The organism is Neobacillus sp. PS2-9, from assembly GCF_030915525.1.
GTDB lineage: Bacteria > Bacillota > Bacilli > Bacillales > Cytobacillaceae > Neobacillus.
In genome coordinates, this window is the sequence record NZ_CP133269.1 from 3992474 (window position 1) to 4006367 (window position 13894).

A 13894-nucleotide genomic window follows, 5' to 3' on the forward strand; every position below is an offset into this window, starting at 1 on the left:
TCAACCCCCCTACGATCGTTTCTTGGAAAACCATTTGGATATTGGATGACTTTTCTTCGTTTTCTGAGTAATTACGCTATTTGCACTTGATAATGACTCAGCCATTTTAAATATGCCTTTTGCAACATCAGATTTCGCATGTTTAATGACAAATGGAACACCAAGATTAATGGATTGGGAACAAATCTGAAAGTCATTAGGAATATAAATTGGGTTTTCTGCAGCCAATATTTTTGCTGCATCCTCTGCATTTATGACACTTTCCATATTTGCTCTATTTATAATGATTCTTACCCGGTCTTTAAGACCAAGGATGTCGAGCGTTTCTAAGAAAAGTTTTGTATTTTTTAAAGAAGCCATCTCTAAGTTTGTTACTACCAAGATTTGATCCGCCTTCTCAATAAAACGTATAGATTGTTCATTTAAGCCCACTGGTGTATCGACCACAACATAATCATGACCAGATAAAAGAAGATCTACTATTTTATTGGCTGCTTCATTTGTAACTAAGTCCGCAAATTCCGGCCTTTCCGGTGCAGTTAGTACGTCCACACCACTTTCATGAACAGCCAAATAATTATTGAGGCTGTGCTCATCAATAGAACCCATACCTTCTAATACTTCCTTAATGGTGAGAGAGAATTTTAAATCCATTGCTAGATTTACATCACCAAATTGGAAATCCCCATCCAAAATAGCAACCGAAACATTTTTCTTCCTTAGTGCTACCGCTAAATTTACAGTTAGTGTGGTACGACCAATCCCGCCTTTTGCACTGCAAACAGCAATCATCTTACCACGCTGTGGTTTCATATTTTGTTCTGCAGTTTGCATATTATCGTGGCTTGTCATGAATCGTCACCTTCCATTACTTATTGATTTGCCTTTGTATTCGTACCTTCATCCATTAACGGCCGTTTATTTAGAATGAAATGAATCTTACCTTCTTCCGAAGCATTAACTAGCTTTAGCGCATCCTCGGGTTTTAGTTCTAATGTTACTGAACTGTATTCCGTATAGGGCTCTTTCGTCTGTTCAGGCGTCTGCATTTTTCTACCCACTGCTAATACCCTTGCCTTTTCTAGCAAAATTACTGATTGAGGGATTGGTTGATTGGTAGCATCTTTTACTACTTTTGTGAAAACTACATCCACTTCATCCTCCGGCTCTATTAAATTGGAGACAGACTGATTTATGTTTACCCCTACTGTTACAGCACGGTACCCTTCCATGACTTTCCGGGATACATAAACCCCTTCTTCTTTCTCCGAACCAAGACGATGTGATAGTATGGGCTCCCCTTTTTCAATCATCGCTATTGCTAGTTTTCCTTCTGCTTCCGACACAGACTTTATCGTTTGTGGAAGTACATCTTTCGCCGGTTTTTGTACCACTTCTAATTTGTCTGCCGCAATTTTTTCATTTTTATCTATTTTTTCTTTTGCCACTACAACATCGGTCATCACGACAGTAGAAACCTTTTGTGTATTCATTTGCTTTGTATATTGAAAAAACAAAAATGTTGTGATCATTCCCATCACAAGTGATAGCAGTAATACCATCTTCGACTTCAATTCGCTTCACCTACTCCGTTAATCGTATGCTGTATGCTCCTCGGTCCAGCGCACCCACATCAAACGTCCCTGCTCCAGCCCTTTTTATAAAAACTCCTTTTATAGAAGTATCTGTCGAACTCATTGGATCTGTAATATAAAAATAGGCAAAACCAGTGACTTTTACCTGTTTTAATTGATTACTCGTATAGTTGTAAGGTTTATAAACCGGTACAAGCAGAATTCTAGAACAACTACGTAAACTGTAATCACCTGGTGGCTGTGTACAGCCATTTACCCGTTCATTTATTGCTGATCTTGTACTCCCTGCTATATTCCCTGTTTGCGTGTCAACGACATCGCCTATCTTTAGAAGTTCTGAATATCCGAATCTTAAATTTTGTTCATAGGTTTTTGCTCCAGGTCCACTAAGTGCCAAAATGCCGAAATTACCTGAAGATACTCCTGACGAGTCAACTTTTAGTTGGTAAGTTTTGTTATATTCAAGAACCACACTTTCGTCGATTCCTAATGGTGCAGCCCCTACTGCTTTTCCTATCACTCCTAGACCTGCTGTAGCTTTGGCTGTGACGTCTACTTTTTCGAAACCAAATAATTTCATAAACGTTAAGTTAACCGGTTTCGTTAACCGTGTGGTAACTTTACTTCCCATGTTAATATCAAGATTTGTTAACGTGCTAGTTGCCTTATGTGCATCTAAAATGTATTGAACCGTATTAGTAACCTTTTGTTCCGTATTCGGCAGCTCCTGTGCACCAGAAAGAACGGCTGCATTTGCAACCTTTTGTAACTTCGCTTTTTCCATATAAATAAGGCTTCCATCTATCGCCAGACCTGCCATGCATAGAATTGTCATTAGTGAGATTGCACCTAGAATGAGAACATTCCCTTTTTCATCCTTTAGAAATTTATTAAAAAAGTTACGCATTTTTATCCCTCACTCTACGCGAATCGTTGAACTTGTTTCGATGGCAAAATCTGAAGGGAAAAACTTAGAAATCATAGGAGTTAAAAAAGTCATTGGATACTTTAGCTTTACCGTTACATAGTCACCTGAATGCCTGACTGTATCTGCTGGAGTAATCGTCACCTGTAATTTTGTCTGATCCCCTAAATGGATATATTGGTGGGCGAAGGTTGAAATGTCTGCATCCTTCTTCCCGAGACCACCTAACCTAACCGTTTCCTGCGCAGCCATCTGCAAATGCGCATAGGAATAAATCACTCTACCAAAATCAAGGATTCCCACTAAAATTAATAGAAAAATAGGAACGATAAGCGCTGTTTCCACCAACGATTGGCCACGCTCATCCTTTTTCATTGGAAAAGAACTCCGGGAAAATATGCTTGATAGATAGCTCCCGCTGCAATAGCTACCCCGTAAGGTAGAGTTGTTTTCATCGAGTTGCTATCTTCCAATAGAGGAAGTCTTATCCCATGACGCAGTCCATGTAGCAGGTAAATTACTCTCTTTAACAGTCCTTTACGATAAAATAGAAATAAGATGGCCATGATTCCTCCTGCAAGTGCCATGTATATTGAAGCCATTAAAACAAAACTTATTCCTTTTATTCCACCGATTACAGCAAGAAGTTTCACATCTCCTGCACCCATTCCGCCTAGGAGATAAGGAATTAATAATATACCCAAACCAACAGCGGTACCAAGGAGGGCTTCTGTCAACCCGTGCCATCCCCCTGTAATAATATGAAACACCCATGCAATTATTAAAAAGGGAAATAATACCGCATTATAAATTTTACTTTCCTTTAAGTCGGTGATTACACAAATGATTAAGAGAATAATTAATAAATAGGTACTCCACATCCTTCTTTGTCTCCTTTCCTATTTGGTATCATTGCAAGAAAAAAGCCTCACGTTTAAATTGAACGCAAGGCTATGATGAATAGATAAGATCAGAAATTAATTTTTATTAACCTTCAGCGTTAGCACCAAAAATAGCTGTTTGAGCATCCTTAAACAATTGTGTAATTTGACCTTTTAATGCAACAAGAACTGCCACTACACCCACTGCAATTAGTCCTAAAACCAAACCATACTCAGTCATACCTTGTCCTTGTTCTTCAGTTAATAAAGCTTTCATTTTTTTCATCATTTGTAAAAACCCCTTTTCAATTTATAGTTAAATAGTTTCCAATTTTTGTTTCCGTTTTTTGAATCATGCCTGCTGGCAATTCTAAGACTGACTTTGCTCTTTTGTGATACTTTCCTACTGTTGCAGGCTTTACCGTTTCGTCCAGGCCTACAATTTCAAAATCTTCACTTAAGTAAAGGACATCGATGGAATAATTCATGAAGAATGTGTGAATGGATTGGCAGGGTTGGATTAACAAGCCGTGTCCTGCTGGTAAACTTTTCGAAAACATCAGCCCTTTTAATCTTTTAAAAAAGGTATCAGCTGTTGATAGATTGTTTGCCAGTTCCGCTCCGTTTGACAGATTCACGACTTTCACTTATTTCACCTCCGAATAAAAGAAATAACCCCGCCTTTACCGAAAGGGGGGTTAGTAAAATAGACTGCTAAATAGACATAGGAAACCTATGAGTAAATAGTAGTGCTAATATGAAACACCCTGTTCTTTCGGTAACTGGCTGGCGTAGTGCAAAAGCACCTTAGCCCCTTTAGCTTTGCGTCACTGATTTTCATCAGCTTTGCCTTTATCGAGAATCAGTGTTTGTTTGTCCGACTGATCTCTTACTCACATAATAAGACTTTTTCCTCTCTTGGAATATCCTACTAATATACTATTTTACGTCGAAATTTATAGGTATTTTTACCTATTTTCGACCTATGCCCTTATAAAATCGACATGAAATGCGAATATCATCCTCAATTTACCTCAGTTGCCAATTTATTTAGGCGAATCATTCACCATACAATCGCCCATACATATAATTTATAGATACCAATAAAAAGGATGTTGATCATGCCAGCCATTGTTGGAGTTGCACAGGTTATTACCCTTGGAAGCAGTTCAGTTTTCCATATTGGTGATGTGTATAAAATTATGCCATTTTCTACGGCCAAAACTTTCTCTGGAGCTGGTTCCTTTAATACAGGGGAGAGTTTACGTCTAAACAACAACATGAGTTCTACAAATACATCAGACCAAGATGGAATCGATCAACCAATTACCCTCAACGCTTAAAAAATGGGTGGTTTAAAATGAATTACTATATTCAGCAGTCAATTCAAATTAATTTCATAAGAATTGGAAGTATTTCCAATTCATCTGTTATGCAAATTGGAAGTGCTGGAATGATAAAACCTTCAGCATACCTATATAATACAGGGGGATTTACAGCCCCAGCTCCATCCCCCAAGCCAATTCAAGCTCTAGGAAGCTTAGTAGGTACACCAGCCGTTCCGTTACAGGCAGCTGTTAGAAAGCAAGACAACGCAGACGGAGACAACTAAACCTTTCAGCTATCTTTTTGGGTTCTTCGAGACTATCTATAGTGAGGTGATTTCATGTATCAGGATTATTCTCAATACCTTCAATGGCTGCAAATGTATATTCAAGCACAGGAAAAGAGAATCGTTACCTTGGAGGCTACTGTTCAAAAAATGCAAGAAGAAATGAAGCAAATAAAGGAGAAGCATCCTATTCGAGTCGATAAAATTGAATATAAATTTGATCAATTGAAGGTAGAAACTCTTGAAGGAACATTAAACATCGGACTTAATCCTTCTGACTTATCTGGAATTGAAGACTTTGCCGTTCAAAATCAGCAAATGAACGTCCCACCTCCACCGAAGGATCAAATGCAGCGATCCATGAAAATCGAAGAAGCAATTTACAGATATCTTGAGACAGATTTACCTTCAATAGTAGAAGCCACCCAAAGAGAATTAGATGTTCCACCGAATGAAGCTTATTTATCCTTTATCAAGCAAGATATAACGAAGCAACTTCCTAACCGAATTGAACATCATTTAAAAGCTAATCTACAAAACCAGCGGTCATCAGAAAATACAAATGTTGATGACTTAATCATTGAAGCAATCAAGCAGGAGATTAAGAATGGAGTATCCGTGTTTTTTACTAACCTGCCAGAACACGTGAAAGGGATGAAACCGGAATGAACTTTGAAGTCTATAACCGTGAGCTAATCGTCCAAAATATAAAAATTATTGGGGTAGCCAGCTCGTCATTAGTCTTGGTAGGCGATACGGAATCGATTCAATTAGCATCAACTTTTGATACACCTGCTGAATCCTTAATTATCGGTCCCTTTGTCCCACTGCAATCGGACGTGACTTGATTATGCTTGGCAGAACATCATGTGTAGATGCAATTAATATAGACATCGTCTCGTTTGCTTCTATCCTCCAACTAGGAGATTCCTGTATTATTAATGGATTTTCTAAAGCACTCGCTGTACAAAGGGAAACAGAGCAGTTTTATGGAAATGAAGGGGATCTTTTTTCCTATCCTGTCTATAGTGAGCCAATACCCTTCGAACCAGTAAACGAGGACCTTTTATTTTCTCAACATCACTTAAGCCCAGTTATTAAGGTTCATAACATTGACATCATCGCTATTTCATCCTCCTCGCTCTTACATGTAGGTAACAGCAAAGATGTTTCAATGGAGGTACGGGTAAAGCATATCAGACAGCTTCTGCCTGTTCCTAGAGAGGAAGACCAAGAACAAGGACAATGATCCACGCATAGGTTAAATATTATATGGAATCAGTCAATGAAAAGGATGTTTTAGATGCCAGCGATTATCGGTCCAGTACAAATCGTTAACGTAGGCGGGGGAATTGTGCAATTTGGGGATGCTTTATATATTTCACCGAAAAGCGGATCCAAAACAAATGCCGGTTCAGGAGCATTTAATACTGGGGGATTCATTATAACAAATAATGGATTAAGCGGTACGAATGTTCTTGATACAAACCTTATCGACCAGCCTATAGCGGGTAATAATTAAAAAATGAGGATGACTCAATGTCAGCCTCATTTTTTAATTAACTTATTTATTAACCTTTAAGATATGGGCTCCATCAAAGAAAAATAAATATCTTTCTACAACATTTCTTTTCCAAATCTGTTCAATCGCCCTTGTATATAAATTAATTTGCAGCTTGTAACGCTCTTCAAGGATAGGGCTTGCCTGTGAAAAACCACCTTTATACCTGTCTGTAATTCCATCTGATTTATAATCAATTAGTACCAAGCCATTTTCATCTTCAAGGATGCAATCAATAATTCCTTGTACAAAAACAGCTTCCTCTGAATCTTTCCAATTTGGATAAACTTCATTTGCAGGCAGTGAGAGTGTGAACGGGATTTCCCTATGAATAGCTTTCGCATGAAAATACCTTTGTCCCAGTTCTGAATGAAAAAACTGAACAATTAAATTGCTATCAATTACCTCCGCTTGCTCCGGGGTAAGCAGCTCATTATTTACCATCCATTCAAGTTGTTCCTTTATGGATTCCTCACTAAAAGGTCTTGATAGGTCCACATGCTGCATCACCATATGCATGGCTGTCCCCCGCTCAGCAGGGCTTAATTGTTTTTCCTGCATAAACTTAGGTCGCTTTGAGATGGTCTTCTTAAAATGCCGAACAAGTTCTGTACCGCTATGTTCATCCGCTATTTCCCTGCTGCGCTTGATTTCAGAAACCGATTGCTTTGAGCGATGGATTGCTGCGCTTGGATAAGAATATTCCCAAGTTAATCGGTCATGTATTTCCTCAGCAAAAAGGGATTCTACTGGTACTGGTTCTGCCTTTTGTACCATCTCCATAAAGTGGTCTTGTTCCAGTTCAAGTGTTAATTCCTGTTTTTTAATTTCTTCCGCATTTAGCAATGAAATGTTCCATGAAGAAGGATGATTGGTAATTTCTGATGGAACTAGTATATTGACTTCACCTCTAGTTCGTAATTCACTGCAGTCTTGATGGCGAATAAGTGCAGGACCAATCCAATCGATGTAGCTGTTTGCTGATGCCCTTTCATAATCCTTTAACAGCCATTTTGTATTAGAGGAGACATCATTCCACTGATCGATTTTTTTTAAGGCATCCTTTAAGGTAGCCGTTGCATATAGCTTCTCTTTTGCCCTTGTCATTGCCACGTATAATACACGCATTTCCTCGGCGAGCATTTCCATTTTCTTCTTTCGCTTAAAAGCAATTTGCGGCAGTGATGGATACGATATCCGTTTCTTTATATTGACATACTTCGCAGCAAATCCATATTCTTTATCTAGCATATATGGTTTACGAATATCGGACAAATTAAATTGTCTTGCCATTCCTGCCATAAACACAACCGGAAATTCGAGCCCTTTACTGCTATGGATGGTCATAATCCTCACAACATCCTCTTGCTCACCTAACGCTCTGGCAGCGCCTAAGTCATTCCCTCTTTCAATCATTCGTTCAATAAAACGTAAAAACCGGAATAACCCACGGAAGGAGGTTTGTTCATATTGCCGCGCTCTGTCATAAAGAGCTCGTAAATTCGCTTGGCGCTGTTTTCCACCCGGCAGACCTCCGACAAAATCATAGAACTGGGTATCACGGTATAACTGCCAAATTAACTCCGACAGTGAACCACGTCTTGCCATTGAACGCCATTCTGTTAGAGCATCATAAAAGCGTCGGACTTTTTCATAAAAAGTTTCAGTTGTCTCGTCAGGCTTGCTATGACAAAAAGTGGTAACGGCATCCCAAAAAGACCCCTTTTTCTGGTGAATGCGAATTTTTGCAAGTTCCTCTTCATTTAGACCTACGATAGGTGAACGCAGCACGGATGCAATCGGGATATCCTGGGAAGGATTATCAATCACTCGGAGCAAGGACATCATAATTGCAACTTCAGTTGCCTCAAAATAGCCTGTGGATAAATTGGCATAGATTGGAATGCCTTGCTGCTTAAATTCCTCCATTATTTGCGGTGCCCATGTCATGGATCTTAGCAGAATGACAATGTCTCGGTACATTAACGGACGGTTCGTCTTCGTTTTCGTATTATAAACAGGTGAACTCTGTTGGACTAATTCTTTAATTTTAGCAGCAATTACTCTGGCTTCAAGCTGAGATTGTTCAAGTTCTGCTGCATCAAATCCGGCCTGGGCCATTTCAGCCACTGCTTCTGTTTCCTCAGGCGTTTCTTGTAATTCAGCATTTTGATCGATAAGAATCAGCTCTACAGGAAATGGTTCATCGTCTGGATACGGTGCCCCATTCCGCAGTTCTGCTGCTTCATCGTATTCGATTTCACCAACTCTTACACCCATGATTTGTTTGAATATATAATTGGTCGCCTCGAGTACTTCTTTCCTGCTTCTAAAATTTCGTGCCAAATCAATTCGCAATCCTGTTGATTCACCAGTAACAGTAAAACGATTATACTTACCTAAAAATAGGTTTGGCTCTGCCAACCGGAACCGGTAGATGGACTGTTTCACATCCCCTACCATGAACAGGTTGCCAAATTGCTCCTCATCCTTCGTCACTAGCTTCAGTATTGTTTCTTGCACCATATTTGTATCCTGATATTCATCACAGTAGACTTCTTTAAAATGTCTCCTATATGCAAGAGCTGCCTCTGAAGGTTGAAATTCACCTACACCAGGATTTTCTCCTGTTAAAATTTGCAGACAAAAATGCTCGAGATCGGCATAGTCCACTAGTCCTTTTTCTCTCTTTGCTTTTTCAAACCGCTCAGCAAAGTCTTTTACAAGATAGACAAGTGTTTCAATTAACGGTTTCATTTCTTCCATATCTCGCAAGAAACTATCTGGCTTACGTGAAAAGAGTTCTTCACCAATATCTTGAATTTTCTTCTTTGCTTTTTCCCGCAGTTTCTGGGCCTTCTCTGCTAATTCCTTATCGAAGTGATCACCCTTCACTGGCTTTGCACGTGAAAAGGACCAGGTTTGCATGGCCTGATACAATATCTCCCAAGAATCTTCTTTCGCTTTTATTAGTGTATCAATTACATGCAGATCCTCTAAAAAATTCTCCGCCCTAGGTGCTGGTCCATTCGGTAGCTTGGTAATCTCCAAGCCTCGCTTTATCATTTCCTTTGCAGCTTCCAGTTGCAATTCAATATCAAAAAGAAGCGCCTGGACAAATGGAAGGTCTTCAATATTTGTTGTCGGAACAACGTTATACATGTCAATAATAGATTGTAAATATTGCTCTGGAATCGGATTTGAACGGGCAAAATCATAAATCGATCGCACAATATCCTGTAGTGCATCGTCACTTCGATCACTCGTAAACGAATCAACTAGATTAAAAAAGGCTTCGTTTTCTGGTTTACCGTATTCTACTTCAAAAAGCTCGTCCATTACTTCATCTCTAATTAGCTGTGCTTCGGTTTCATCTGCGATTCGAAACCCGGGGTCCACATCAATCAAGTAGTAATACTTCCGGATAACCTCCATACAAAAAGAGTGAAGAGTGGAAATGGAGGCTTTATTTAGTAAGCTGAGCTGCTTTCGTAAGTGCCGAGAACCAGGATCCGCATCAATCGCTTTTTCTAATGCTTCTCCAATTCGATGCCTCATCTCCGCAGCGGAAGCATTCGTAAACGTCACTACTAATAATTCATCCACATTGATGGGGTCGTCGGTTGAAAGAATCTTTTGAATGATTCTTTCTACAAGGACTGCCGTTTTTCCTGATCCGGCCGCAGCTGCTACGAGAATATCTTTATTCTTAGCCATAATCGCTTTCCACTGATCTTCTGTCCAAGTAGCATCTGCAGGTTTCGGCGGGATAAAAGAATTACTCATTTCCACTCAACTCCTCTCGGATTAAATCAAGTACCTTTTCATTTGATAACGGTGTAATCACACGATAAGGACTACTCTCAATTCCTTCATCTAATTGACAAACTGATTTATAAGGACAGAAGGTACAAGCCTTTTTGTCCTTCTGTTTATATGGAGAAATCTCTACATGTCCATCGACGATAGCGTTCCCCGATTTCTGATACATTGTCCTTACATAATTTCTTAAATCATTAAAATGCTCCATGCTAGCCACTTTTGAGCGCTTGGTTAAGTTACCATCCTTCTTAATTCCAGCAGAAATAATGTGTGAATCACCTGACTCAAGTGTTTGGTCCATGAGTTTGATTACACTTTGATCACTTAACAATAAACCATTCATCTTAAATTTCTTCATAATTTCTGCTTCGATTTCATCCATCGTCAACAATTTTGTTGAGTTAATAAGCGGATTATGAACATGAAAATAAAGGACACCTGCAGGACTTGCCTCCATCTCGACTAATTCCTTTGAGTAGGTCATAACAATATCCAAATAGGTGATCATTTGCAGGGAGAGACCATAATATACATCACTTAAATGCACGTCTTTTTCACTCGATTTATAATCAATTACCCTTAAGAACACATTATCGTCTTCACTCTTTGCTTGATCGACCCTATCAATTCGCCCAGCTAACTCCATTCTCTTTCCATTTTTTAATGGAAAACTTAATGGCGGCAGTTCCGCATTTGCTCCAAATCCCAATTCTAATCCAATTGGGGAGAATCCACTTACTTTTGCATGCTCACTTAACACAAGTGAAGCACGGGTAATAATTTGCTCTAATTTACGCTTGATATAATGATGCCTCTCGGAACTCAACAAAATCTCGTTTTGTAATTTTGGAGCTATGGCATTGACTGCTTCTTTGGATAATTCCTCACATTGCACTTTCGTTAACTGCGCCCATGAGATGTTTTGTGTATTAACTGTATCAGAAATATACTTTATAGCTGCGTGAAATAACTCTCCTATATCAGGCGCTTCTAAGCGGTAAATTTGTCTTTCTCGAAGCCTCAAACCATGCTGAACAAAATGAGTAAAAGCACAGCTATTAAACAATTCCATTCTCGATACACTCGCCTGAATGGTATCTCCGTATAATTCGTCTGCTACCTGTTTAGAAAGCTGGACCGTCTGGTTCGTATAAAAAAGGCTCGAAAACACTTTTTTTGCCTTTTCCTTTCCCGGACTTTCTAAATAATAGTTATACACATCCCACCATAGATTTGAGATCGGATAATTTCGTTTGTTCAGCTGAAGTTGGGAATTCAAATAAGATAATGTTGTGGTAAAGTTTGTAATAAAGCTCAACTGTCCCTCTTCCGGCAATTCAGCTGGGTCTGAAACATAATAATGTTCTCTCGCCTCAGGGAACATATCTTTTATCCTCTTGATATACGAAGAGGCAATTAGAGCTTTCCCCTCATCATTTGCTAATGGATAGGTTACGTAAAGCTCCTCAGCGGGTGCAGTAAAAGCTTTATAGGCTAGAAAATTCTCATCCAGCAAACGTGTTCGACAGCTTGGTGCGACGTTGATACCTGCTGAAAGAAGCATTTCCCGATCTTCATCTGATAGTATTCCTTCGTCTGATATTTTTGCTGGTAATACTCCCTCATTGACGCCAACCACGAAACAGACCTTGATATCCATTAATCTTGATTTCTCTAAGTCTCCAATTAAAACTTGATCTAGTGCAGGTGGTATTAGGGAAAAATGTAAAGACTCAAATCCAGATTCTAAGATAGCTGCAAAGGACTTTAGTGAGACTGGTTCATCTCCTAAAATCTCTACATATTGGTCTAATAAATCAATGACCGCGTTCCACACCTGTTCGTGCTCTCGCATTTTCACAAGATTACCCTTTTCTTCCGCTTCCACTTTCCACTTTTCAAGCTTCTCAGGAATATCTAATTCTTCTAAAAATAGATAGATGGCTTCGCAAAGTTTACGTCCGGTATCTGCCTTCTTCAATCGCCTTGAAAGGCGGAGAATCGGTGCCGTTACCATTAGCTTTAACTCATTTAATTCCTGCTCCATTTTGCGTTCGGCATCGGTTTGGCCATTTCCATCCAACTCTAGCCCTCTAATTCTCCGGTAACTCCAGCGATCCTTTTTCGTCCACTTACTTCCTTTAATGCCGTAAGCCAAGACGTAATTTTCAAGCCTATCCATCTTCTCCCGCATTTTTATCGGATTTTCCTGTAACGGAAAGATTAATTCCGTTTTAATGACTCTGAAAATAGATTCATAGCGCCAGTATGTGTTAATCACTTCCAGCGTCGAGCGGATTAGCTCTATAAGAGGATGATTTAACATTGTCCGTTTTTGGTCAATAAAATAAGGGATCTGATAATCTTCGAATACTGGCTCAACAATTTCATGATAGTCTTGTCCGTTACGGATTAGTAATGCGATGTCTCGGTAGCGGTACCCTTTTTCTCTAACTAAGCGGCGAGTTTCTCTTGCAATTCCTTCAATTTCAGCTCGGCGGTTGACCGCTTGGCAAATATTGATTTCCGTCTTCCCATAAAAAGGAATGGCCGGACGGGCATCAAAATTCCCCTCTAAATGACGTAAGGACAGATGACTCCATTTTTTTTGCTCTTGGAGGGTAACAGGCTCCTCCATTTCTATCCCTTCTGCCCTTGCCAAATCATAAATGGAGTAACTGGTTTCACTTGATAAGCGAAACAAATCAAGCTCATCTGGTTTAGATTCTACCGAAAGGTGCTCCGTTGTCAACGCGATGGAAACCCTTTGGCAATGTTTCATCAACTCGGTCAACACACGATATTCCTGCGGTGAAAAGCTATAAAATCCATCAATATAGATTTCTGCCTCTTTCAAATAGGAAGAGCTAGATATCTTCTCTGACAGAAGACGAAAATAATCCTCAGAATCGAGATATTTTCCAAATATTTCCTCTTCGAATTTTTGATAAATGATTTCTAAATCCATTAATTTATCATTCAGGGCCATTGAACCAGAGGTTTCTCCTGCTCCAACCTGTTTTGGGGCTTGCATTAGTTCCTCGGGACTAATGCAATACCTCTTAAATTCGATAATCATTTGCTCCACTTGCTGAACGAATCCAGTCTTATCTGCAGCCCTTTGAAAAAGGTTCAATTGGTCCTTCTGCTCATCAATTATTTTGCGGATTAACATATTAATTCCGACATTACTTAAATGTACCCGGCTTATACCGCCTGTTTCCTGAAGGATTCTCCACGCTAACCGGGAAAAGCTAAATACTTGTGCCCGAATCATCCCCCTTAGCTTTAGGTCAGTAGCCAAGCGGTATTCTGATAAGAATGTCATCTGATCAGGAACAATATATATAATGGGAGTGCCTTCTGGTTGATTGATTAGTCGAGTACGTATTTCATCAAGAAACAGGGCAGTTTTGCCGCTTCCTGATCGTCCAATTACCATTCTTAATGTCATATGCCAACCTCACTTCCTATAAACTGTAAAAATCTCTATCTTTC

At 39.4% G+C, this 13894-nt stretch carries 15 protein-coding genes and 1 riboswitch; of the genes, 6 read left to right on the top strand and 9 right to left on the bottom strand.

Annotated features, from left to right (window positions below):
- Positions 1–9 precede the first annotated feature (9 nt).
- The 7 genes from RCG25_RS20035 to RCG25_RS20065 form a co-directional block, all read right to left on the bottom strand.
- A complete protein-coding gene (locus RCG25_RS20035) occupies positions 10–852 on the bottom strand; it encodes a CpaE/TadZ family protein (RefSeq protein ID WP_308080583.1) in 843 nt (280 codons plus the stop codon).
- 20 nt (positions 853–872) lie between these two features.
- Complete coding sequence (gene cpaB, locus RCG25_RS20040; RefSeq protein WP_308080584.1) at positions 873–1574, bottom strand: Flp pilus assembly protein CpaB; 702 nt, start codon at positions 1572–1574, stop codon at positions 873–875.
- Positions 1575–1584: 10 nt separating this feature from the next.
- Positions 1585–2502, bottom strand: coding sequence for a pilus assembly protein TadG-related protein (locus RCG25_RS20045; RefSeq protein ID WP_308080585.1), 918 nt, complete (start codon positions 2500–2502; stop codon positions 1585–1587).
- A gap of 9 nt (positions 2503–2511) precedes the next feature.
- The gene (locus RCG25_RS20050) at positions 2512–2895 is read right to left on the bottom strand and encodes a TadE/TadG family type IV pilus assembly protein (RefSeq protein WP_308080586.1); all 384 of its coding nucleotides are present in this window, start codon (positions 2893–2895) and stop codon (positions 2512–2514) included.
- The gene (locus RCG25_RS20055) at positions 2892–3401 is read right to left on the bottom strand and encodes an A24 family peptidase (RefSeq protein WP_308080587.1); all 510 of its coding nucleotides are present in this window, start codon (positions 3399–3401) and stop codon (positions 2892–2894) included. The genes RCG25_RS20050 and RCG25_RS20055 overlap by 4 nt, the downstream gene beginning before the upstream one ends.
- 106 nt (positions 3402–3507) lie before the next feature.
- Positions 3508–3690 (bottom strand): Flp family type IVb pilin, encoded by a 183-nt coding sequence (locus tag RCG25_RS20060; protein ID WP_308080588.1) that lies wholly within the window; start codon positions 3688–3690, stop codon positions 3508–3510.
- A gap of 16 nt (positions 3691–3706) precedes the next feature.
- A complete protein-coding gene (locus RCG25_RS20065) occupies positions 3707–4048 on the bottom strand; it encodes a DUF192 domain-containing protein (protein ID WP_308080590.1) in 342 nt (113 codons plus the stop codon).
- A 127-nt stretch (positions 4049–4175) separates the two neighbouring features.
- Positions 4176–4262: riboswitch (cyclic di-GMP riboswitch) on the bottom strand.
- 260 nt (positions 4263–4522) lie between these two features.
- Between RCG25_RS20065 and RCG25_RS20070 the strand changes: the two genes are divergently transcribed.
- From RCG25_RS20070 to RCG25_RS20095, 6 genes are read left to right on the top strand one after another with little or no spacing between them, the layout of a single operon-like run.
- On the top strand, positions 4523–4744 hold the full coding sequence (locus RCG25_RS20070; protein WP_308080591.1) for a spore germination protein: 222 nt from the start codon (positions 4523–4525) through the stop codon (positions 4742–4744).
- A 17-nt stretch (positions 4745–4761) separates the two neighbouring features.
- Positions 4762–5013, top strand: a complete 252-nt coding sequence (locus RCG25_RS20075; protein ID WP_308080592.1) for a spore germination protein GerPB — start codon at positions 4762–4764, stop codon at positions 5011–5013.
- Positions 5014–5067: 54 nt separating this feature from the next.
- Complete coding sequence (gene gerPC / locus RCG25_RS20080) at positions 5068–5682, top strand: spore germination protein GerPC (protein WP_308080593.1); 615 nt, start codon at positions 5068–5070, stop codon at positions 5680–5682.
- The gene (locus RCG25_RS20085; protein ID WP_308080594.1) at positions 5679–5861 is read left to right on the top strand and encodes a spore gernimation protein GerPD; all 183 of its coding nucleotides are present in this window, start codon (positions 5679–5681) and stop codon (positions 5859–5861) included. Before gerPC ends, RCG25_RS20085 begins: the two co-directional genes overlap by 4 nt.
- Before the next feature lie 2 nt (positions 5862–5863).
- Positions 5864–6262 (top strand): spore germination protein GerPE, encoded by a 399-nt coding sequence (locus RCG25_RS20090; RefSeq protein WP_308080595.1) that lies wholly within the window; start codon positions 5864–5866, stop codon positions 6260–6262.
- Between the two features lie 54 nt (positions 6263–6316).
- Positions 6317–6535, top strand: a complete 219-nt coding sequence (locus RCG25_RS20095) for a spore germination protein (RefSeq protein ID WP_308080596.1) — start codon at positions 6317–6319, stop codon at positions 6533–6535.
- A gap of 42 nt (positions 6536–6577) precedes the next feature.
- On the opposite strand, the gene addA is transcribed toward RCG25_RS20095, so the two are convergent.
- Together addA and addB are read right to left on the bottom strand one after the other, a co-directional pair.
- Positions 6578–10360, bottom strand: a complete 3783-nt coding sequence (gene addA / locus RCG25_RS20100) for a helicase-exonuclease AddAB subunit AddA (protein ID WP_308080597.1) — start codon at positions 10358–10360, stop codon at positions 6578–6580.
- Positions 10353–13850: a helicase-exonuclease AddAB subunit AddB gene (gene addB, locus RCG25_RS20105; RefSeq protein WP_308080598.1), complete on the bottom strand. Its 3498-nt coding sequence runs from the start codon at positions 13848–13850 to the stop codon at positions 10353–10355. The genes addA and addB overlap by 8 nt, the downstream gene beginning before the upstream one ends.
- Between the last annotated feature and the right edge of the window lie 44 nt (positions 13851–13894).

What these genes read in the sequence shown, in the direction of transcription:
- RCG25_RS20060 (WP_308080588.1), bottom strand. Translation starts at nt 3,690, where the DNA reads ATGATGAAAAAAATGAAAGCTTTATTAACTGAAGAACAAGGACAAGGT.
- RCG25_RS20050 (WP_308080586.1), bottom strand. Translation starts at nt 2,895, where the DNA reads ATGAAAAAGGATGAGCGTGGCCAATCGTTGGTGGAAACAGCGCTTATC.
- RCG25_RS20085 (WP_308080594.1), top strand. Translation starts at nt 5,679, where the DNA reads ATGAACTTTGAAGTCTATAACCGTGAGCTAATCGTCCAAAATATAAAA.
- addA (WP_308080597.1), bottom strand. Translation starts at nt 10,360, where the DNA reads ATGAGTAATTCTTTTATCCCGCCGAAACCTGCAGATGCTACTTGGACA.
- RCG25_RS20055 (WP_308080587.1), bottom strand. Translation starts at nt 3,401, where the DNA reads ATGTGGAGTACCTATTTATTAATTATTCTCTTAATCATTTGTGTAATC.
- RCG25_RS20045 (WP_308080585.1), bottom strand. Translation starts at nt 2,502, where the DNA reads ATGCGTAACTTTTTTAATAAATTTCTAAAGGATGAAAAAGGGAATGTT.
- RCG25_RS20075 (WP_308080592.1), top strand. Translation starts at nt 4,762, where the DNA reads ATGAATTACTATATTCAGCAGTCAATTCAAATTAATTTCATAAGAATT.
- gerPC (WP_308080593.1), top strand. Translation starts at nt 5,068, where the DNA reads ATGTATCAGGATTATTCTCAATACCTTCAATGGCTGCAAATGTATATT.
- RCG25_RS20070 (WP_308080591.1), top strand. Translation starts at nt 4,523, where the DNA reads ATGCCAGCCATTGTTGGAGTTGCACAGGTTATTACCCTTGGAAGCAGT.
- RCG25_RS20095 (WP_308080596.1), top strand. Translation starts at nt 6,317, where the DNA reads ATGCCAGCGATTATCGGTCCAGTACAAATCGTTAACGTAGGCGGGGGA.
- addB (WP_308080598.1), bottom strand. Translation starts at nt 13,850, where the DNA reads ATGACATTAAGAATGGTAATTGGACGATCAGGAAGCGGCAAAACTGCC.
- RCG25_RS20090 (WP_308080595.1), top strand. Translation starts at nt 5,864, where the DNA reads ATGCTTGGCAGAACATCATGTGTAGATGCAATTAATATAGACATCGTC.
- RCG25_RS20035 (WP_308080583.1), bottom strand. Translation starts at nt 852, where the DNA reads ATGACAAGCCACGATAATATGCAAACTGCAGAACAAAATATGAAACCA.